The sequence below is a fragment of the Naasia sp. genome, assembly GCF_025465545.1.
Taxonomy (GTDB): Bacteria; Actinomycetota; Actinomycetes; order Actinomycetales; family Microbacteriaceae; genus Naasia.
Window position 1 is genome coordinate 20,934 of the sequence record NZ_JAODMK010000014.1, and the last position, 21,389, is coordinate 42,322.

The following is a 21,389-nucleotide window of genomic DNA, read 5'->3' on the forward strand; positions in this document are numbered from 1 at the left end:
CTGGGGATTCCCTGGCCGGGGAATCCTCGGAGCGCGAGGCGGGTTGGCAGAGGGAGTACCCACCGAAGGAGAGCGCATGAAGGCAGTCCTGAACGACATCGTGATCGCCGAGGCGGACCCCTCCGACCTCATCAAGATCGAGGGGAACTGGTACTTCCCGCCGCAGAGCGTCAACGCCGAGCTGCTCCAGAAGAGCTCCACCCCGTACACCTGCCCGTGGAAGGGCGAGTGCCAGTACTTCAGCCTCAAGTCGGGCGACGTCCTGCTGCAGGACCGCGCCTGGAGCTATCCCACCCCCTACCCGACCTCGTTCGACCGCGTGGGCAAGGACTACTCCGACTACGTGGCGTTCTGGAAGGAAGTCCAGGTCGTCGACTGACCCGGTCTCCTGCTGCCGGGCTCGTCTCGCCGCCCCGGGTCGCTCCTCAGCGGAGGCCGGCGGCATCGGTGGCTCGCATGGCCGCCCGCCGGTCCGCCGTGCTGACCTCGCGCCTGGTCCAGGAGATGGCCCGGGTCGGTGAGAAGCCGGGGCCGCAGAGTCGGCAGGACAGCGGGGCGGTGGGAGCCCGGAACCGGTAGTGCACGTGCCCGTTCGGGCAGCGCCCCGTCCAGGGCGCGAGCTCGGACGCGGTTTCGCCGTCGTGCAGGCGCGCGCCGGTGTAGCCGAGCCGCCGGGCGACGCTCAGCCAGCGGGCACCGTGCCCGGCTCGATGGCCCGCGAGAGCGTGCGCGATCTCGTGCAGCAGCACCTGATCCACCTCGTCGTCGCTCCAGCGCGCGGCGAGGTATCGGGACACACTGATCCGCTTCGCGGAGTAGTCGCAGAGGCCGGCCCTCTTCTTGGCCGCGTCGAAGCCGAACGTCCAGGTGCTGTCGAGGTGGCGGCCGAGGAGGGCGTGCGCTCGGTCGCGCACGCGGGTGAGTTCCGCCATCGTCTTCTTCTCCTTCCCCGGCACGGCCCCGAAGCTAGCCGTGGCGCCCGACAGCGCCGCGGCCCGCCTCTCCCGGTGGCCGACAGCGACCTTCATTGTGCGCGGTCGGGCAGCCTTCCCCGCTCTCCGCCACCGCCGACCTGCCCACTTCGGTCGCAGATCTCGCCGAAAGACCGACCAAAGTGGGCAGGTCGGGGGATCAGGCGGGCGCGAGGGGGATCCGGACGAGCCGGTCGTCACCGTCGCGGGGGCTGCCGCGCCCGTCCGTGTTGTTGGTGAGGAACCAGAGCGAGCCGTCCGGGGCGGCCAGCACGTCGCGGATCCGCCCGTACTCGTCCGAGAAGTACGCGGTGGCCTCGGCGCCGTCGTCCTGGATGACCCAGAGCCGCCTGCCGCCGAGGCCGGCCAGGAAGAGGGTGCCGCCGACGGCGGCAAGGCCGCTCGGGCTCGCCTCGTCGGTGCTCCACTGCCGCACCGGGTCGACGAAGCGGGCGTCGTGCGCCTCGCCCTCCACCACGGGCCACCCGTAGTTGTTGCCCGGCTCGATGCGGTTGAGCTCGTCCCAGGTGTCCTGGCCGAACTCGGCGGCCCACATCGTGCCGTCGGACGCCCACGCGAGGCCCTGCGGGTTGCGGTGGCCCAGCGACCAGACGAGCGAGTCCCCGAGCGGGTTGCCGTCGGGCACGTCGCCCTCGGGCGTCATCCGCAGGATCTTGCCGTTCAGCGAGGCCGGGTCCTGGGGCGCGTCGGGATCGCCCGCGTCGCCCACGGTGGCGTAGAGCATCCCGTCGGGACCGAACGCGATGCGCCCGCCGTCGTGGTTGCCCGCCTTCTTCAGGCCGGTGAGGATCTCCTCCTGGTCGCCCAGTTCGAGTGCCCCCGGGTCTCCGGAGAGCGGCATGCGGACGACCCGGTTGTCCGTCGCCGACGTGTAATAGGCGTAGACCCAGTCGGCCGTGCCGTCGAGGAGCGCGCCCCCCTGGAGGAGCGCGAGCCCGAGCAGTCCGCCCTCGCCCTCGTGCACGGAGCCCGTGACGGCGGTGACCTCCCGCAGCTGGCCGGTGGAATCGAGCTCGACGATGGTTCCGGCGTCGCGCTGGCTGATGAGCGTGGATCCGGTGTCGCCGATCGGCAGCACCGACCAGGGCGCCTCGAGCCCGGTGACGACGTCCTCCGGCGTGCCCGCCGGCTGCAGGGCGTCCTCGAGCGGCGTGCCGGAGGGCGTCGAGGAGGCGCCGGGCGGGGGGCTGGGCAGCGGAACGGGCGTCGCGCCGCCGCCCGCGTCCTGCGGGACGCAGCCGGCCAGCACAAGCGCCGCCGCGGTCAGGCCGGCGGTCGCGCTGACCCGCGGGAACACCACGAACCCGCCGGCGCCCTGGCGTCCTTGGCGCGGCTCGCGTGGCTCCCGGCGCCCGCGGCGCTCGCACTGAGCGTCCCTCATCCCCCGACGCTCGCACGTCTTCCTGCAAGCCGCACGTGTCTGGCGACGCAAGAGCGGCCGAATTGCCACTCGATGTCCCTTCCCGGGCCATGAGGGGACATCACGTGCCACTTCGGCCGGCGAGGGGAGGGGTCAGGGGCGGGTGCGGTCCACCGCGAGGAAGGTGCGCGCCGGCGGCGGGGACGGCTTCGCGGACTCGTCGGTCACCACCGCGGCGCCGCCGAGGAAGTTGCGCAGCTCCGCGCCGGCCACCGCCTTGGCGGGATGCGGGCCCGCGGCGAGCAGCCGCGGCAGCCACTCGAGGGGCAGCGCCGACGTCGAGCCGATCAGCACGATGTTGCCGAAGCGCCGGCCCTTGAGGATCTGCGTCTCGGCGAGCGCGGCGACCTCGCGAACCGCCGCGGCGAGCGTCGCGGCCTGCCCGCGGGCGAAGGCGAGCCCCGGGCCGTCGGCGAGGTTCACGGCGACCACGCCGCCGGGGGCGAGGAGGCCGGCGACCTCCCGGTAGAACTCCACCGAGGTGACGTGGGCGGGGATCTGGGCGCCGCTGAAGATGTCGACCACGACCATGTCCACCGATCCGTGGAGCGCGGCGGGCAGCTTGCCGAGGCCCGCGCGGGCGTCGCCGTAGCGGACGCGGATGCCCGAGTCCTGGGGCAGGGGGATGCGGCGGCGCACCAGATCGACCAGGGCGGGCTCGAGCTCGAGCACCTGCTGGCGCGAGCCCGGACGGGTGGCGGCGACGTAGCGGGGGAGGGTGAGGGCGCCCGCACCCAGGTGGACCGCGGTGATGGGGGCGCCGGGCTCGGCGACCAGGTCGATGACGTGCCCGATCCGCTGCACGTACTCGAAGCCCAGCTCTCGCGGGTCGTCCGGGTTCACCTGGGACTGCGGGGTGCCGTCCACCACGAGGTTGAGGAACCCCGGCCGGTACCGGTCCTCCTCCACGAGGGCTCGCATGCCGTTGGAGAGGATGGTGTCCGGCTCGCTGTCCACCCGGCGATCCTGCCATGGCGGCGACGGCCGATCGGGGGAATGCGCACGGCGCTCGCCGGGTTATACCCGGTACCGCACGGACAGGTCAAGGATTCCGCTGGACACCGCCTGATCGGCGACATATAGTAGATCCTTGCGCTCCCACGTTCTCCCTCGCGGAGATCCTCGCCTTCATATTGCGGTCGGCGGTCGCGTGCCCACAACCTCGACCCTTCTCCGGCCCTTCGGTCTGACTATTCGTCGAGCGCGCTGGCTCCCTCCAAGCAGGGAGATCACCGGGAGTTTCTCGTCCCATCGTTCCATCCCATACTCGGCACACCGACAGTGACACGGCTCCCACCAGGGGCCCCGGAGGTTATTTCTTTGGCTGCTGCGCGCAACGCATCGTCCACCACTCCCAAGAACGGCCGCGACGCACAGCGGCTCTCGTTCGCGAAGATCACGGACACCCTTACCGTCCCCGACCTCCTCGCCCTGCAGACCGAGAGCTTCGACTGGCTCGTGGGAAGCGATGCCTGGAAGGCCCGCGTCACGCAGGCCAAGGCCGAGGGCCGCACCGATCTCCCGGCGCACAGCGGACTCGAGGAGATCTTCGAGGAGATCTCGCCGATCGAGGACCTGGCCGAGACGATGCAGCTCTCGTTCACCAACCCCTTCCTCGAGGAGAAGAAGTACACCCTCGACGAGTGCAAGGAGCGCGGCAAGACCTACGCCGCCCCGCTGTACGTCGAGGCGGAGTTCATGAACCACCAGACCGGTGAGATCAAGACCCAGACGGTCTTCATGGGCGACTTCCCGCTGATGACCGACAAGGGCACCTTCATCATCAACGGCACCGAGCGCGTCGTCGTGTCGCAGCTCGTCCGTTCCCCCGGCGTCTACTTCGACAGCGCCCAGGAGAAGACGTCCGACAAGGACATCTACTCCGCGCGCATCATCCCCAGCCGCGGCGCCTGGCTCGAATTCGAGATCGACAAGCGCGACCAGGTCGGCGTCCGCATCGACCGCAAGCGCAAGCAGTCCGTCACCGTGTTCCTCAAGGCCCTGGGCCTGACGAGCGAGGAGATCCTCGAGCACTTCCAGGGGTTCGCGTCCATCGAGGCCACCCTGGAGAAGGACAACATCCTCACCAAGGAGGAGGCGCTCAAGGACATCTACCGGAAGCTGCGCCCGGGAGAGCAGGTCGCCGCCGAGGCCGCGCGTGCGCTCCTCGACAACTTCTACTTCAACTCCAAGCGCTACGACCTCGCCAAGGTCGGCCGGTACAAGATCAACCGCAAGCTGGGCCTCGACGCCCCGCTCAGCGACTCGGTCCTGACGATCGATGACATCCTCGCCACGATCAAGTACCTCGTCGCGCTCCACGACAACCGCACCACGCTGCCCGGCATGCGTGACGGTGCGCCCGTGGAGCTCCGCCTCGACGTGGACGACATCGACCACTTCGGCAACCGCCGCATCCGCGCGGTCGGCGAGCTCATCCAGAACCAGGTCCGCACCGGACTGTCCCGCATGGAGCGCGTCGTCCGCGAGCGCATGACCACGCAGGACATCGAGGCGATCACCCCGCAGACCCTGATCAACGTGCGCCCCGTCGTCGCCGCGATCAAGGAGTTCTTCGGGACCAGCCAGCTCTCCCAGTTCATGGACCAGAACAACCCGCTGGCGGGCCTGACCCACAAGCGCCGCCTGTCCGCGCTCGGCCCCGGCGGACTCTCCCGTGAGCGCGCCGGCGTCGAGGTGCGCGACGTGCACCCGAGCCACTACGGCCGCATGTGCCCGATCGAGACCCCGGAAGGCCCGAACATCGGCCTGATCGGCTCGCTCGCGTCGTTCGCCCGGATCAACTCGTTCGGGTTCATCGAGACCCCGTACCGCAAGGTCGTCGGCAAGCTGGTCACCGACCAGATCGACTACCTCACCGCGAGCGAGGAGGACGAGTACCTCGTCGCCCAGGCCAACGCCCCCCTCAACCCGGACTTCACGTTCGCCGAGGACTCGGTGCTGGTCCGCCCCAAGGGCGGCGAGGTCGAGCTGGTCGACGCGGAGCGCGTGCACTACATGGACGTCTCCCCGCGCCAGATGGTGTCGGTCGCGACGAGCCTCATCCCGTTCCTCGAGCACGACGATGCGAACCGCGCGCTGATGGGCGCCAACATGCAGCGTCAGGCCGTCCCGCTGCTCCGCTCCGAGTCGCCGGTCGTCGGCACCGGAATGGAGGGCTACGCCGCCATCGACGCGGGTGACGTGGTCACCGCCGAGAAGGCCGGTGTGGTTCTCGAGGTCTCGGCCGACGTGGTCACCGTCCAGCTGGACGAGGGCGGCACGCAGAGCTACTACCTGCGCAAGTTCGACCGCTCCAACCAGGGCACCAGCTACAACCACCGCGTGATCGTCGATGCAGGCGAGCGCGTGGAGGTCGGCCAGGTCCTCGCGGACGGTCCCGCGACCGAGAACGGCGAGCTCGCGCTCGGCAAGAACCTCCTCGTGGCCTTCATGCCGTGGGAGGGCCACAACTTCGAGGACGCGATCATCCTCAGCCAGAACCTGGTGAAGGACGACGTCCTCTCCTCGATCCACATCGAGGAGTACGAGGTCGACGCCCGCGACACCAAGCTCGGCAAGGAGGAGATCACCCGTGACCTCCCGAACGTGAGCCCGGAACTGCTCGCAGACCTCGACGAGCGCGGCATCATCCGCATCGGCGCCGAGGTCCGTCCCGGTGACATCCTGGTCGGCAAGGTCACGCCCAAGGGCGAGACCGAGCTGTCCGCGGAGGAGCGCCTGCTGCGCGCGATCTTCAACGAGAAGAGCCGCGAGGTGCGCGACACCTCGCTGAAGGTTCCGCACGGTGAAGAGGGCACGATCATCGCCGTCAAGGAGTTCTCCGCGGAGAACGACGACGAGCTCGGCTCGGGCGTCAACCAGCGGGTCGTCGTCTACATCGCCCAGAAGCGCAAGATCACCGAGGGTGACAAGCTCGCCGGCCGTCACGGCAACAAGGGCGTCATCGCGAAGATCCTGCCCGTCGAGGACATGCCGTTCCTCACCGACGGCACGCCGGTCGACATCATCCTCAACCCGATGGGCATCCCCGGACGGATGAACTTCGGCCAGGTGCTGGAGACCCACCTCGGGTGGGCCGCCAAGCAGGGCTGGGACGTCGAGGGCAACCCCTCGTGGGCCGGTCGCCTGCCCGCCGCCGCGCACACCGCGGCTCCGGGCACCAAGGTGGCAACGCCCGTGTTCGACGGCGCCCTCGAGGAGGAGATCGCGGGTCTGCTCGACTCGACGACCCCCAACCGCGACGGTGAGCGGCTGATCGGCTCGTCCGGCAAGACGCGCCTGTTCGACGGCCGTTCCGGTGAGCCCTTCCCCGAGCCCGTCTCGGTCGGCTACATGTACATCCTGAAGCTGCACCACCTGGTCGACGACAAGATCCACGCCCGCTCGACCGGACCGTACTCGATGATCACCCAGCAGCCGCTCGGTGGTAAGGCGCAGTTCGGCGGTCAGCGCTTCGGCGAGATGGAGGTGTGGGCCCTCGAGGCCTACGGCGCCGCCTACGCGCTGCAGGAGCTCCTCACGATCAAGTCCGACGACATCCTCGGCCGCGTGAAGGTTTACGAGGCCATCGTCAAGGGCGAGAACATCCAGGAGCCCGGCATCCCCGAGAGCTTCAAGGTGCTGATCAAGGAGATGCAGTCGCTGTGCCTGAACGTCGAGGTCCTCTCGGCAGACGGCACCGCAGTGAGCCTGCGGGACACGGACGACGAGGTCTTCCGTGCCGCCGAGGAGCTCGGCATCAACATCTCCTCGCGCTTCGAGTCGTCCTCGATCGACGACATCTGATCCGCAGCCCGTCTCAACGATCTATACGTAACGCAGGGAAGAAGAGAAATTGCTGGACGTAACCACATTTGACGAGCTGCGCATCGGCCTTGCCACGGCCGACGACATCCGTCGCTGGTCCCACGGTGAGGTCAAGAAGCCGGAGACGATCAACTACCGCACGCTGAAGCCCGAGAAGGATGGCCTCTTCGGGGAGCAGATCTTCGGTCCCAGCCGGGACTGGGAGTGCGCGTGCGGCAAGTACAAGCGCGTGCGCTTCAAGGGCATCGTCTGCGAGCGGTGCGGTGTCGAGGTCACGAAGTCGTCGGTGCGCCGTGAGCGCATGGGCCACATCGAGCTCGCCGCTCCCGTCACCCACATCTGGTACTTCAAGGGTGTGCCGAGCCGCCTCGGCTACCTCCTCGACATGGCGCCGAAGGACCTCGAGAAGGTCATCTACTTCGCCGCGTACATGATCATCCATGTCGACATCGAGGGCCGTCACTCCGACATGCCCGACCTCGAGAACGAGCTCCGGCTCGAGATCAAGGCGCTCAGCGACCAGCGCGACGCGCGGATCAACGAGCGGCTCAAGCGCCTCGAGGGCGACCTCGCCGCGCTCGAGGAGGAGGGCGCCAAGAGCGACCAGAAGCGCCGCACCAAGGATGGCGCCGAGAAGGAGATGGGCCAGATCCGGAAGTCGTTCGACGACCAGATCACCCACCTGGAGCGCGTCTGGGACGAGTTCAAGAGCCTCAAGGTCGGCGACCTCAAGCCGGAGGACAGCGTCTTCCACGAGCTCCAGGACCGCTTCGGCATCTACTTCGACGCCTTCATGGGCGCCGAGGCGATCAAGAAGCGCCTCGAGGCGTTCGACCTCGCTCAGGAGAGCGAGGACCTGCGCCTGCAGATCTCCGAGGGCAAGGGCCAGAAGAAGATCCGCGCGATCAAGCGCCTCCGGGTCGTCAACTCGTTCCTGCAGACCGGCAACTCGCCGGCCGCCATGGTGCTCGATGTCGTGCCGGTCATCCCGCCGGAGCTGCGCCCGATGGTGCAGCTCGACGGTGGCCGGTTCGCCACGAGCGACCTGAACGACCTCTACCGCCGCGTGATCAACCGGAACAACCGCCTCCGCCGGCTGCTCGATCTCGGGGCTCCCGAGATCATCGTCAACAACGAGAAGCGGATGCTGCAGGAGGCCGTCGACGCACTGTTCGACAACGGCCGCCGCGGCCGCCCCGTCACGGGCACCGGCAACCGCGCGCTGAAGAGCCTCTCGGACATGCTGAAGGGCAAGCAGGGCCGGTTCCGTCAGAACCTGCTCGGCAAGCGCGTCGACTACTCCGGCCGTTCGGTCATCGTGGTCGGCCCGCAGCTCAAGCTGCACCAGTGCGGTCTGCCCAAGCAGATGGCCCTGGAGCTGTTCAAGCCGTTCGTGATCAAGCGCCTGATCGACCTGAGCCACGCTCAGAACATCAAGGCCGCGAAGCGCATGGTCGAGCGCAGCCGTCCGCAGGTGTGGGACGTGCTCGAGGAGATCATCCGCGAGCGCCCCGTGCTGCTGAACCGGGCGCCCACCCTGCACCGCCTCGGCATCCAGGCCTTCGAGCCTCAGCTCGTCGAGGGCAAGGCCATCCAGCTGCACCCGCTCGTCTGCGCCGCGTTCAACGCGGACTTCGACGGCGACCAGATGGCGGTGCACCTGCCGCTGTCGGTCGAGGCCCAGGCCGAGGCCCGCATCCTGATGCTCGCCTCGAACAACATCCTCAAGCCGTCGGACGGCCGTCCGGTGACCCTGCCCAGCCAGGACATGATCATCGGCCTGCACCACCTGACCACGCTCAAGGAGGGTGTCGCCGGAGAGGGCCGTGCCTTCTCGTCGATCGCCGAGGCGATCCTCGCCAAGGACCAGGGCTCGCTCGACCTGAACGCCAAGGTGAAGATCCGCCTCGAGGGGCTGCACTTCGCCGAGGGTCAGGAGCCCGAGGGCTTCGAGCAGGACCGCCCGTTCATCCTCCTCACCACGCTCGGTCGCGCCCTCTTCAACGAGGCGCTGCCGGTGGACTACCCCTACGTCGAGGCCGTCGCCGACAAGGGTCGCCTGTCGATCCTCGTCAACGACCTCGCCGAGCGGTACCCGAAGGTGGAGGTCGCGGCCACGCTCGACCGGATCAAGGACGCCGGCTTCTACTGGGCCACCCGGTCCGGTGTGACCGTCGCCCTGTCCGACATCATCACGCCCCCCAACAAGGGCGCGATCGTGGCGGCCTACGAGAAGCTCGCGAAGAAGGTCCAGGGCCAGTACGAGAAGGGCCTCACGACCGACGCGGAGCGTCGCCAGGAGCTCATCGAGATCTGGAACAAGGCGACCGCCGAAGTCGCCCAGGCCATGCAGGACAACTTCCCGATCGACAACAACATCTTCCGGATGGTGTCCTCGGGTGCCCGCGGAAACTGGATGCAGGTGCGTCAGATCGCCGGCATGCGAGGCCTGGTGTCCAACCCCAAGGGCGACATCATCCCGCGTCCGATCGTGCACTCGTACCGCGAGGGCCTGACCGTGGCCGAGTACTTCATCTCCACCCACGGTGCCCGCAAGGGTCTGGCCGACACGGCGCTCCGCACGGCCGACTCGGGCTACCTGACGCGTCGTCTCGTGGACGTGTCGCAGGACGTCATCATCCGTGAGGACGACTGCGGCACCACCAAGGGACTCGACCTGACGATCGCCGCGGGCGGCGTGCTCGACGCCAACGTCGAGAACTCCGTCTACGCCCGCACGCTCGCCACCGCTGTGGTGAACGAGGCAGGCGAGGTGCTGGCCGATGGGGGCGACGACGTGGGCGACGTGCTCATCGAGAAGCTGTTCGAGGCCGGTGTCGAGAGCATCAAGGTGCGCTCGGTCCTGACCTGCGAGTCCGCCGTCGGTGTGTGCGCGCGCTGCTACGGCCGCTCGCTCGCCACGGGGAACCTGGTGGACATCGGCGAGGCGGTCGGCATCAACGCCGCCCAGTCGATCGGCGAGCCCGGAACCCAGCTCACGATGCGCACCTTCCACACCGGTGGTGTGGCGTCCGCCGATGACATCACGCAGGGTCTTCCCCGCGTGCAGGAGCTGTTCGAGGCACGCACCCCGAAGAGCGCATCCCCGATCGCGGAGGCCGCAGGGCGCATCACGATCGAGGACACGGACCGCCAGCGCCGCCTGATCCTCACGCCCGACAACGGCGATGAGGCGCACATCTACCCCGTGCTGAAGCGCGCCACCCTCCTGGTGGAGGATGGCCAGCACGTGGAGCTGGGCACGCAGCTGCATGTCGGGTCTGTCGACCCGAAGGAGGTGCTGCGCGTCAAGGGCGTGCGCGCCGTGCAGCAGCACCTGGTCGACGGTGTGCAGGGCGTGTACCGCTCGCAGGGCGTTCCGATCCACGACAAGCACATCGAGGTCATCGTGCGGCAGATGCTGCGCAAGGTCACCGTCGTCGAGCACGCCGACACCGACCTGCTCCCCGGTGAGCTCGTGGACCGCTCCCGCTACAACGAGGTCAACCGCACCGCGCTGGCCGAGGGTCGCAAGACCGCCTCGGCCCGCCAGGAGGTCATGGGCATCACCAAGGCGTCCCTCGCGACGGAGTCCTGGCTGTCGGCCGCGTCCTTCCAGGAGACGACCCGGGTGCTCACCCAGGCGGCCATGGAGGGCAAGTCGGACCCGCTGATGGGCCTCAAGGAGAACGTCATCATCGGAAAGCTCATCCCCGCGGGGACCGGTCTCGCGAAGTACCGCGACGTCCGGGTCGAGGCGACCGAAGAGGCGAAGGCCGAGCGCTACCCGAACCGGATCTTCGGAGACGACGCGGTGTTCTCGGAGGCGGACCTCTCGTTCGTCGACTTCGACTCGTTCAACTCGACGGACTACGAGCCCGGCACCTACAACTGAGTTGCGCGGGGCCGAGAGGCCCCCGCACAACGCAGGTTCAGGGCGCCGCGCGCTCGCGACGGGTCAGAGACCCGTGCAGGCTCACGGAACCTGAACACACGAACGAAGGCCCCCACTCCACTGGAGCGGGGGCCTTCGTCGTACCGGTCGTGGGGCGGCGCTACGAGGCGAGCTCCTCCCGGAGCTCCCGCGCGTACCGGAAGCGGGACTCGAGCCGCCACCACGGCTCCTGCTCGAGCGCCGGATGGCGGTAGGTGCCGGTGGTCGCGAGCGAGCGCACCATCTTCGTCAGCTCGGTGGCCCGCACGGCGCCTGATCGCACATCGAAGACGCCCGGCTCGTAGTAGACCTCGCCGCCCGGCGGGGTCGTGCAGAGGGTGTTCCAGTCGTACGTGCCGAGGAGGCTCCACGCGGTCACCGCCACCAGCGGGGCGCCCTCGCCGCGGAGGCGGGAGGCGGCGTTCCACACCTCCCACAGCCACTGGAGCTGGGTTCCGGGATCTCCGTCGATGTGCACCTCGGTCACCGCATACGGGAGGTCGCCGTACCGCTCCCACACTTCGCGGAGGATGTCCTCGAGGGGCGGGGAGTCGGCGCGCGCCGTCTCCAGGGCGGGGACGTCCGCGTACTCCAGCCCGTTCTCCGGATCCCGCGGCCCGTGCGTGAAGCCCGGGTACCAGTCCGTCTCGGAGTCGAGGAACCGGTTGCTCAGCAGGTAGTGGTTGATGCCGAGGATGTCGGGCGGGCAGGGGGAGTCGGCGAGCTCCCGCAGTTCGTCCACGCTGAGGCCGCCCTTCTGCACGAGGTAGTCGTGCAGGGGGTGCTCGGGCGTGACGCGCCCGAGCAGCAGGTCCCAGCTCAGCCAGCGGCGGGTGTTCTCGAAGTCGACCTGACCCCGTGTCTGCTCGGTGCCGGTCGCCCGGCCCAGGTCGTCGGTGGCGACCAGCTTGGCGTGCGGGTTCACCTTGCGGATCTCCGCCATGGCGAGCACCGTGCCCCGGACCTGGTTGACGAGCGCGCGGGCGAAGGTGGCGTGATCCCGCGCATGCGGGTACCAGACGCCGTAGAGACCGCTGAAGCGCGCGGTCGTGAGCGGCTCGTTGACCGGCGTGTAGTAGGTGACCCAGGGGTAGCGCTCCGCCACCGCGGCGGCGTACGCGGCCAGCTTCTCGGGGAAGGCAGGATCCACGAGCGAGGTGTAGTGCGGCCCGCTGCCGTGGTGGAGCAGGCCCAGGATCGGCTCGAGCCGGGACTCCCGGAGCACGTCCATGCGCTCATCGAAAACCTCGAACCGGGGCTGTTCGAGCGAGTCGGGCGCTACCGCCTCCCAGAGCAGCGGGTAGCGCACGAGCGGGATGCCGAGTCCCTCGAATCGGCGGATGTCCTCGACGGCGCGCTCGTGGTGCCCGGTGAATCGGGCCTGATCCGACCAGGCGTCGCCGACCCGGTTGATGGTGCACTCGACTCCGCCCCACAGCTGCAGGCGTCCGGGTCCGGGCAGGGAGGCCCGCTGCCTGCTCTCCCGGGGCAGGTCGGCGACCGCGCCTCCGGCGGCGGGAGCGTCCGAGAACGGGGGAGAGCTGGGCAGGTGGGGCATCGGGTCCTCAGGGATGGGGCGACGGGCACGGAGCGCCCGCGCCCGGGTGGCGGCGAGCGAGATCGCGCTGCGGCGCCTAGCTGGCGAGGTGCTCACTCTCCGACGCGCGGGCGCGGAGCAGCCGCGGCGGAGTCAGCGGGCGGGCGGCGCTGCGGTCGGCGAGCGCGTCCTCGACGATCCGCCACATCTTGTCGGCGATCGCGTCCCAGCTGTGCCGCTCCTCCAGCCGCGCCCGGCCGTCCCGGTCCTCGACCGCGTCCTCCACCACGATGCGGCAGGCTCCGGCGAAGCCGTGCGCATCGTCGGCGAAGTGCACGACGCCCGAGTAGTCGGAGACCACGTCCGCGACCCGGGTGGAGACGACGGGAAGACCTGCGGCGAGGTACTCGAGGGTCTTCGTGGGGCTGATCGACCGGGTGGCCTCATTGAGCGCGAACGGCATGAGGGCCACGTCGAATCCCGCCATCACGCCGGGCAGGTCCTCGTACAGCGCCATTCCCGGATACTCGATGTTCGGCTCCGTTGGCAGGTCGGCGACCTCGATCTTGAGGACCGGTCCGACCACCCGGATGGTCCAGTCGGGCAGCTCATGGGCGAGCCCGCTGAGGAGCTCCAGGTCGAGGCGCTCGTCGACCACGCCGACGTAGCCGGCGACCCGTTGGCCTTCGGTCCGCTCGGATCGCAGGGCGCGCGAGGGGGCGTAGTGGCGCGGGTCGACGCCACTCGGGAAGAGGTGGCTCTCGCCCTCGCGCTGCCCGGAGATGGACCGGTGCAGGGTGCGACCGCCCGCGAACACGACGTCGGCGCTGCGCAGCAGCTCCCCCTGGCGCAGTCGCAGCCCAGCCGGCGCGAACTTGAACGAGGCGAGGTCGTCCATCACGTCGTAGCAGGTGAGACGGGGGTGCAGCGCGCACGCCATGTCGTAGGCCATCGGCGTGTAGAGGAGGACGATCGGCGCGGGGGTGGATCCCTGCTCGGCGAGGAACTCCGCGAGCAGTTCCGGATAGCGCTCCGCTCCGGCCGCGGCGAAGCCGAACAGCCCGGGGCGATCCTCGAGGGCGGGGATCGCCAGCCAGACCCGGGTGACGCCGTCGCGCTCCTCGGAGCGCATCACGGGGGAGTCCACGTCCTCGGTGATCGGCTCCTCGACGAACCAGATGCGTCCCACCTCGTCCTCGGCGGCGAAGCGCGACACCAGATGCTGCGGACGCTGCCACACGAAGACCCAGCGCAGGTGGGAGAGGACGACGAGATCGGTGGGCATGCGGTTCCTTTCGGTGCGCCGTGCGGAAGCAGGACCGACGATGCCTCCTCAGACTCTCCTGGCCCTCGGGGTGCGACAAGGCCCTTGCGCGCCGCGCCCATTCGCGCAACAGGCGCCCCCGCAGGCCGGCCGGGGACCTCCTCCCTCTGCCCCAGCAGGCGGAACGGCCTCCGGCAGGCGATTCCGCCTCGGACAGGGCGGCGCCAGGCGGGGGCTGGCGGTCATCCGGACCGCCGGCGGAGGCCGGTCAGTTGCCCGGCGTGAAGTTGTAGCCGTAGTCCGTCGACAGGCCCGTGCCGTGGGTCGCCTTGCGCATGCCCTCGAGAGGGAACTTCGGCGTGCGGTCGGCGAAGAAGAGCCCGTTCGCCTCCTGGTAGGTGTCGGTGAACTGGGTGTAGCAGAAGCCCCCGAGGGCCTCCACGCGGCTGACGGCGCTGATGAGCTTGGCGTACCGCTCCTGCAGGTCCCCGCTCGAACTCGTGACGCTGTACCCCCACACGCCGTCCGGGCCTTCCTCGGGCGGGCTGTAGGCGATGCCGCCGAACTCGGTGAGCATCACGGGCTGACCCGAATGCGGGTGCCCCTCCAGGGTGAGCACCCGACCGCTCGGGAAGCCGCGCATCACGGCGTCCCGAAGCGTGAGGTCCTCGGCCGTGCCGTACCGGCGGAGGATCCGCTCGGGGTCGTCGTCGTAGTCGTGGATGGTGAGGATGTCCGTCGCCGTGCTCTCCCAGCCGTCGTTGCCGATCACCGGCCGGGTCGGGTCGAGCGTCCGGGTGAGGTGGTACAGGGACTGGACGAAGCTGCGGTGAGCCTCGTTGTCGGGCAGATCGGGCACGCCCCACGACTCGTTGAACGGCACCCAGACCACGATGCACGGATGGTTGGAGTCTCGGTCGATCACCTCCATCCACTCCCGGACGAGGCGCTCCACCGCCTCGTGGGTGAACCGGTATGCGCTCGGCATCTCCTCCCAGACGAGGAGTCCCATCCGGTCGGCCCAGTAGAGGAACCGGGGGTCCTCGATCTTCTGGTGCTTGCGGACGCCGTTGAAGCCTGCAGCCTTGATCAGTCGGATGTCCTCGATGATCGCCTCCTCGGAGGGCGGAGTCATCAGGGTGTCGGGCCAGTAGCCCTGATCGAGGACGAGGCGCATGTAGTAGGGGCGGTTGTTGAGCATGGCCCGCCCCCGCTGGAGGGCGATCCGCCGGAGCGCTGTGTAGGAGCGGATCTCGTCGATCACGGACCCGCCGGCCACGAGCTGGATCTGGGCGTCCACGAGAGTCGGCTTCTCGGGGCTCCACAGGAGCTCGTTGCGGAAGTCGTCGATGCCCGGGTCGGAGAGGGCCAGCCGGCGGTGCACCTCGTTGTCCACGATGCGGTATGAGTCGTCGGCGAGGATCCGGTCGTCCACGCTGAGGCGCACCCGCAGTTCGAGGTCCAGCCCTTCGATCCGCTCGTGCGAGTGCACATACGCGGCCAGGTCGAACTCCCAGCGGGAGAGGTCCGGCGTCCAGCGGATGCGGTCGAGGTACACGTCCGGCACGCGCTCCACCCACACGGTCTGCCAGATCCCCGACGTGCGCGGGTACCAGATCCCGTGGGGGCGCAGCTGCCAATCCTGCTTGCCGCGGGGCTTGGCGATGTCGGCGGGGTCGTCCTGCGCCCACACCGCCACCGTCTGGGTTCCGCCCGGCTTCAGCGCGTCCGTGATGTCCAGCGAGAACGGGGTGTGGCCGCCCTCGTGCCCGCCCACCAGGACCCCGTTCACCCAGACGCGCGCGGTGTAGTCCACCGCGCCGAAGTGCAGCAGGGTGCGTCCGGGGGCCGGCTCGAGCTCGAACTCCCGCTCGTACCAGTGGTTGGCGTGGAAGCCCTCGTCGTGGATGCCGCTGCGCGGCGACTCTGGCGCGAAGGGGACCTGGATCCGCCGGTCCCACTCGGGGATCTGGCTCGGGTGCGTGGCGCGCCGGTCGTCGTCGAAGGCGAACCGCCACTCGCCGTTGAGGCACAGCCAGTCCCGCCGCTGGAACTGCCTGCGGGGGTAGTCCGGGGAGTCCGTCGGCCAGTCCCCGGAGTCGAATCCCGGGCCGAGCCTTCCGATGTCGAGGGTCACATCGTCCTTCCGTTGCACGGAGTCCAACGCTACGGGAACCATCGGGGAGGGAGAAAGTGCTGCCTGCCGCAGGATCGTCGGGTCCGCATCTCGCACGGCCCGGTACGGTGATCCCGGGAGGACGATGATGAGCGATCCAGTGCCCGGGAGCGGCATTCCCCTGTCTGCGCGCATCCGGCAGGAGGAGGACGAGCTCGACTTCGGCTCCTTCGGCTACGACACCGCATGGCGGATCGGCACCTGGCTGACCGAGCGGGCGCGGGCGGACTCCCTCCCGGTCGCGATCTCGATCGTGTTCGGCCTGCAGCGGGTGTTCCACGCCGCGATGCCGGGCACGAGTGCCGACAACGACCGCTGGCTGGCGCGCAAGCAGCGCGTGGTGGCCACCTACGGCGCCTCCTCCTACCGCGTCGGCGCCGAGTTCCGGGAGCGCGGCGAGGACTTCGCCACGCACTCGGGCTACGACCCGGCCGAGTACGCCGCACACGGCGGGGCGGTGCCGATCCGCGTGGGCGGCGCGATCGTCGGGTCGGTGGCCGTGTCGGGTCTCGCCCAGGACGCGGATCACGACCTGGTGGTCGAGGCGCTCAGGGCCGCGCTCGCCGCCCAGCACGCCCGCTAGCCCGCGCCCCCGATCAGTCGGGACGCATGCCCCCCATTCGAGGCCTAGTCCTGGGGGCGGCGCGGAACTATCCTGTGGATATCCCGATACCCGATCGGATGCGTTGCGACGACCCATCGCGCCGCCCCCTGCACACACCTGGACCCAAGGTGACCACGAACCCGAACGTGGTCGACGCGCTCGCCCCGGCGACTCGCTCGACTCCGCAGACCAGTCTCCCCGGCGCGCCCCGCGTGCAGAAGGGCGACTGACCCGTGCTGCGTCCCTACCGCTTCGAGCGCGAGCTCGATCGATCCGTCGCCCAGTGGCTCGCCTGGCTGCCCCGCTGGGAGCCCGGCTCACTGCGCCGGCGCAGCGAGGTCTGCACCGTCTGCCCCCGGTACGCCGACGAGCTCGGCTTCGACGACCTGCCCCATGGCCCCCTGCATGCACTCGTGACGAGTGTCGAGTCGCTGCTCATCGAGCAGTTCCTCCGCAACGCCGCCGCCCGGTTCCCCGAACTGGAGCGCGACGGCGAGTGGAAGGTGTGGCTGGAGCGCGGCGTCGTGCGCGTGACCGCCACGGACGGCCGCGACGTCGACGACTTCCTGGACCAGTTCGATCCGATGGGCACGGTGTCCATCCAGGCGACTGGGACGGTCACTGCGGTGCACGCGGCGCAGGCTCGGGTGGAGCTGGTCCGGCTGTACTACAGCCTCTTCAACTCCGCCGTGTCCCGGCTGCACGGGCAGCGCACGGTCGTGCTGCGTGCCGTCGGCGCCTACATCGAGCCGAAGGTGCAGCGGATGGCCGACGAGCTCGTCGCCGAGGTCTGCGGAGCCGCCTGACCCTTCCGGCGGCCCTGTCCAGGCTCCTTCTCCCGGCCCCTCCTTTCGCTCAGCAGGCAGATTCCCCTCCAGCAGGCAGAAAAACCCCCCTAGGGGCACCCGTCGCGTTTTCTGCCTGCTGAGCGAGAGCGCGGCCTGAGCGCCCCTGCCGCCCGCCGTGCCGTGTCCCCCTTTCTGCCGACACCCGGAAGCGGGATGTTCCGGCGACCCCTCGGCGCGTAGCGTCGTAGCCGTACAGGGGGAGCTTCCGGTACGGCTTCGGGGGAATGCCCGGACCGAAAGATGCTCCGGTGCGGCGTCGGGGGGACGCCGCCCGGAGCCCCTGTCCCCCTTTTGCGGCATGGCGGGCGCCTGCCGACCGGGCCTAGCCTCGCATCAGCCCGCTTACCCGATCGGGCTGCGGATGCGACCACCCATCGCTCCCGGCACTGCTACCCGAACCTGAGCCGTGAACCCGAACCCGAAATTCGGGGTCCATGGCGCCGCGCTGACCAGCGCCCCGCCGACCCCTTCCTCCCCGCTCCTCGACGCGGTCGCGTTCGTGCGCGACGCCGGAGGATCCGACCTGCACCTCGCCGCCGACGCGGTTCCGCGCGTCCGCATCGACGGGGCCCTCGCTCCGCTGCCTTCCTCCCCGCCGTGGGCCCCTGAACTCCTCGTGCATGAGCTGCGCCGCATGATGACCGACGCCGAGTGGGCCCGCTTCGAGACCGAGCGCGAGCTCGACTTCTCCTGGCAGGCCGGCGACGGTCAGCGGCTGCGCGTCAACGTGTACCGCCAGCGCGGCAGCATCGGCGCCGCGATCCGGCTCGTGCCGTCCGAGGTGCAGTCCGTCCGCCGACTCGGCCTGCCCGAGAGCGTCGAGGCGCTCGCGGACCTGCCTCGCGGGCTCGTGCTCGTGACGGGGCCCACCGGGTCCGGCAAGTCGGCCACCCTCGCTGCGCTCCTCGACCGGGTGAACAGCACGCGCGACGGCCACATCCTCACCATCGAGGACCCCATCGAGGTCGTCCACGCCGGCAAGCGCTCGGTCGTGACCCAGCGGGAGATCGATCGGGACACCCGCGACTATGCCTCGGCGCTGCGCCAGGCGCTCCGTCAGGACCCGGACGTGATCTTCCTCGGCGAGCTGCGCGACAAGGAGACCATCTCCGTGGCGCTGAGCGCCGCCGAGACCGGGCACCTGGTCCTCGCGACCATGCACACGTCCGACGCGCCCTCCGCCATCGACCGGATCATCGACGTGTTCCCCGGCACCCAGCAGGAGCAGGTCCGGGCCCAGCTGGCGCTCACCCTGCGCGGCGTGGTCGCGCAGACCCTTCTGCCCCGCGCCCTCGGCTCCGGCCGGGTCGTGGCCGCAGAGGTGCTCCTCGTGACGCCGGCCATCGCCAACCTGGTGCGCCAGGGCAAGGTGGCGCAGATCCGGACGGCGATGGGCTCCGGCGCCGACCTCGGCATGCAGACCCTCGACCAGGCGCTGGCCGATCTCGTCGACCGCGGTGCGGTCGACGCGGCAGCGGCGCTCCGGGTCGCGCACGATCCCGACCTGCTCGGCAGGATGCTCGCCCCCTACCTGCTGATCGACGCCGCGCTCGGACGGACCGCCTGATGGGCGCCTCCGCCCTGCGGCTCGAGCGGGACATCGATCGCATCACCGCCGGCTGGCTCGCCGACCTCGCCACCTGGACGCTCGACCCCGACGCCGGCGAGACGGGAACCTGCACGCTCTGCCTGCACTACGCCGAGCGGTGGCAGCTCGACGAGGTGCCGCACGCGCTGCTGCACCTGCTGACCCTTCCCGTTGAGGGTGCCGTCGTGGACTACGCGTCCGAATCGTTCGGCGAGCGCCGCGGCGCGGTGTCGGCCGGATCGCTCCGGAATCTCGCGTCCCGGCAGGCGTCGCTGCGCGTCCTCGCCCAGCACTCCGCGATCGCCTGGGCTCTCAGCGCTTACGTGGAGCCCCAGATCCGGCGGCTCGCCGCGCGTCTGCTGGAGGAGATCGATGCCCGCTAGGAAGCCGGACCGCGGCGCTGGCCCCTCTAAGGGCGGCACGACAACGGGGGATCGCCCCCGCCGTACGCCCCCGGATACCGTGAGCCACAGCCTGGAAGGGGACTACCTTCCCGGGGGACGCGGATTTGAAGAGGTACTCGTGACATCGCTCACCGAAGTCCTGGTCGTGCGCGGACATCTTCCGGTGGATGCGATCGACCGGATCGGGCCCGACTCGGACGATGAGTCGCGCGTCCGCCAGTACCTGGCCGAAGGGGCGGTGACGCCCGCTCAGGTCGCCATGGCCCGCGCCTCTCAGCTCGGCTTCGCCTTCGTCGAGCTCGCCGAGCGAACCGCGGACGCCGGAGCGCTCGCCCTCGTGCCGTCCACCCTCTGCCGCCGGCACGCCGTGCTGCCGATCGCGATCGAGCAGGGCCGACTCGTGCTCGCGATGAGCGACCCGAACGACGTCCTCGCCCTCGACGACGTGCGCGCCGCCGCCGCGATGCCGATCCGTCCCGCCGTCGCCGAGCACGCCGACCTGATGTCCGCCATCGACCGGTTCTACCGGGCCGACGGCGAGCTCAACGACCTCACCACGTCCTTCGAGCGCGACAGCGCCGCGGGCGGCAACGACATCAGCATCGCGGAGTCCGGTGACGACGACGCGCCCATCGTGCGCTTCGTCAACCTGCTCGTGAGCCAGGCCATCAAGGACAACGCGTCCGACATCCACATCGAGCCGGGCGAGGAGGAGCTCCGCGTCCGCTACCGGATCGACGGGGTGCTGCACGAGGTGCAGCGCGCTCCCCGCAACATCCAGGCCGGCGTCATCTCCCGGCTCAAGATCATGTCGGAGATCAACATCGCCGAGCGCCGGCGCCCCCAGGACGGGCGCATGTCCGTCTCGCACGAGGGACGCCAGATCGACCTCCGCGTCGCCACCCTCCCCACCGTGTGGGGCGAGAAGGTGGTCATGCGCATCCTGGACAATTCGAACACCAAGCGCAGGATGAGCGAGCTGCACCTGCTCGAGCGCAACTTCGAGACCTACGAGCGCGCCTACACCAAGCCGTACGGGATGATCCTCGTCACGGGGCCGACGGGCTCCGGCAAGTCGACCACGCTCTACACGACGCTGCACGCCGTCGCCCGCCCTGAGATCAACGTGATCACGGTGGAGGACCCGGTGGAGTACCGCATGGAGGGCATCAACCAGGTGCAGGTGAACCCGAAGGCGGGCCTCACCTTCGCCAGCGCCCTCCGCTCGATCCTCCGCTCCGACCCCGATGTGGTCCTGCTCGGCGAGATCCGGGACAAGGAGACCGCGCAGATCGCGATCGAGGCGTCCCTCACCGGACACCTCGTGCTCTCGACGCTGCACACCAACGACGCCCCGAGTGCCGTGACCCGCCTCATCGAGATGGACATCGAGCCCTTCCTGGTGGGCTCCGCCCTCGACTGCGTGGTCGCCCAGCGACTCGCCCGCCGGCTCTGCGAGAAGTGCAAGGCGCCCTACGCGGTGCCCGCCGCCGAACTGCGCCTCCTCGGATTCCCCGAGCGGCTGCTCGACGCGGACGGCCCGATGTACCGTGCGGTCGGCTGCGCCGCCTGCTCCGGCACCGGCTACCGCGGACGGCTCGCCGTGCACGAGGTCATGGAGGTCAGCGAGCAGATCGAGCGACTCGCGGTGAGCCGGGCCTCGAGCGCCGAGATCGCGCGGACCGCGCAGTCGGAGGGCATGATCACGCTTCGCCAGGACGGCTGGGCCAAGGTCCGCGCCGGGCTGACGAGCGTCGACGAGGTATTGCGCGTCGTCGCCTGACGACGCGCA

General features: G+C 69.9%; 14 protein-coding genes. 8 read left to right on the forward strand and 6 right to left on the reverse strand.

Annotation, left to right across the window (positions count from 1 at the left end; all coding sequences use genetic code 11):
* Nucleotides 1-76 precede the first annotated feature (76 nt).
* Complete coding sequence (locus JWR33_RS04060) at nucleotides 77-379, forward strand: DUF427 domain-containing protein (protein WP_297409685.1); 303 nt, start codon at nucleotides 77-79, stop codon at nucleotides 377-379.
* A gap of 46 nt (nucleotides 380-425) precedes the next feature.
* Here JWR33_RS04060 and JWR33_RS04065 read toward each other — a convergent pair whose 3' ends face one another.
* The 3 genes from JWR33_RS04065 to JWR33_RS04075 all read right to left on the reverse strand — a co-directional run bounded on the left by JWR33_RS04065 (nucleotide 426) and on the right by JWR33_RS04075 (nucleotide 3,333).
* The gene (locus JWR33_RS04065) at nucleotides 426-932 is read right to left on the reverse strand and encodes a SprT-like domain-containing protein (RefSeq protein ID WP_297409727.1); all 507 of its coding nucleotides are present in this window, start codon (nucleotides 930-932) and stop codon (nucleotides 426-428) included.
* Nucleotides 933-1,131: 199 nt separating this feature from the next.
* On the reverse strand, nucleotides 1,132-2,373 hold the full coding sequence (locus JWR33_RS04070; protein ID WP_297409686.1) for a PQQ-dependent sugar dehydrogenase: 1,242 nt from the start codon (nucleotides 2,371-2,373) through the stop codon (nucleotides 1,132-1,134).
* A 132-nt stretch (nucleotides 2,374-2,505) separates the two neighbouring features.
* Nucleotides 2,506-3,333 carry a fused MFS/spermidine synthase gene (locus JWR33_RS04075; protein ID WP_297409728.1) on the reverse strand — a complete coding sequence of 276 codons (828 nt, stop codon included), beginning with the start codon at nucleotides 3,331-3,333 and terminating at the stop codon, nucleotides 2,506-2,508.
* 399 nt (nucleotides 3,334-3,732) lie between these two features.
* Between JWR33_RS04075 and rpoB the strand changes: the two genes are divergently transcribed.
* A complete protein-coding gene (rpoB, locus tag JWR33_RS04080; protein WP_297409687.1) occupies nucleotides 3,733-7,221 on the forward strand; it encodes a DNA-directed RNA polymerase subunit beta in 3,489 nt (1,162 codons plus the stop codon).
* Nucleotides 7,222-7,270: 49 nt separating this feature from the next.
* Nucleotides 7,271-11,137 (forward strand): DNA-directed RNA polymerase subunit beta', encoded by a 3,867-nt coding sequence (locus JWR33_RS04085; RefSeq protein ID WP_297409688.1) that lies wholly within the window; start codon nucleotides 7,271-7,273, stop codon nucleotides 11,135-11,137.
* Nucleotides 11,138-11,297: 160 nt separating this feature from the next.
* Here JWR33_RS04085 and JWR33_RS04090 read toward each other — a convergent pair whose 3' ends face one another.
* From JWR33_RS04090 to JWR33_RS04100, 3 genes are all read right to left on the reverse strand, one after another.
* Complete coding sequence (locus tag JWR33_RS04090; protein WP_297409689.1) at nucleotides 11,298-12,830, reverse strand: family 1 glycosylhydrolase; 1,533 nt, start codon at nucleotides 12,828-12,830, stop codon at nucleotides 11,298-11,300.
* Nucleotides 12,811-13,998, reverse strand: coding sequence for a glycosyltransferase (locus JWR33_RS04095; RefSeq protein WP_297409690.1), 1,188 nt, complete (start codon nucleotides 13,996-13,998; stop codon nucleotides 12,811-12,813). The genes JWR33_RS04090 and JWR33_RS04095 overlap by 20 nt, the downstream gene beginning before the upstream one ends.
* A gap of 247 nt (nucleotides 13,999-14,245) precedes the next feature.
* Entirely contained in the window at nucleotides 14,246-16,132 is a 1,887-nt protein-coding gene (locus JWR33_RS04100; protein WP_297409692.1) for a glycoside hydrolase family 2 TIM barrel-domain containing protein, read from the reverse strand.
* Between the two features lie 109 nt (nucleotides 16,133-16,241).
* Between JWR33_RS04100 and JWR33_RS04105 the strand changes: the two genes are divergently transcribed.
* The 5 genes from JWR33_RS04105 to JWR33_RS04125 all read left to right on the forward strand — a co-directional run bounded on the left by JWR33_RS04105 (nucleotide 16,242) and on the right by JWR33_RS04125 (nucleotide 21,380).
* Complete coding sequence (locus JWR33_RS04105; protein WP_297409694.1) at nucleotides 16,242-16,736, forward strand: heme-degrading domain-containing protein; 495 nt, start codon at nucleotides 16,242-16,244, stop codon at nucleotides 16,734-16,736.
* A gap of 254 nt (nucleotides 16,737-16,990) precedes the next feature.
* Complete coding sequence (locus tag JWR33_RS04110) at nucleotides 16,991-17,563, forward strand: hypothetical protein (protein WP_297409696.1); 573 nt, start codon at nucleotides 16,991-16,993, stop codon at nucleotides 17,561-17,563.
* Nucleotides 17,564-18,011: 448 nt separating this feature from the next.
* Nucleotides 18,012-19,172, forward strand: coding sequence for a type IV pilus twitching motility protein PilT (locus JWR33_RS04115; RefSeq protein WP_297409698.1), 1,161 nt, complete (start codon nucleotides 18,012-18,014; stop codon nucleotides 19,170-19,172).
* The gene (locus tag JWR33_RS04120) at nucleotides 19,172-19,576 is read left to right on the forward strand and encodes a hypothetical protein (RefSeq protein ID WP_297409700.1); all 405 of its coding nucleotides are present in this window, start codon (nucleotides 19,172-19,174) and stop codon (nucleotides 19,574-19,576) included. The genes JWR33_RS04115 and JWR33_RS04120 overlap by 1 nt, the downstream gene beginning before the upstream one ends.
* 139 nt (nucleotides 19,577-19,715) lie before the next feature.
* On the forward strand, nucleotides 19,716-21,380 hold the full coding sequence (locus JWR33_RS04125) for an ATPase, T2SS/T4P/T4SS family (protein ID WP_297409702.1): 1,665 nt from the start codon (nucleotides 19,716-19,718) through the stop codon (nucleotides 21,378-21,380).
* Nucleotides 21,381-21,389 lie beyond the last annotated feature (9 nt).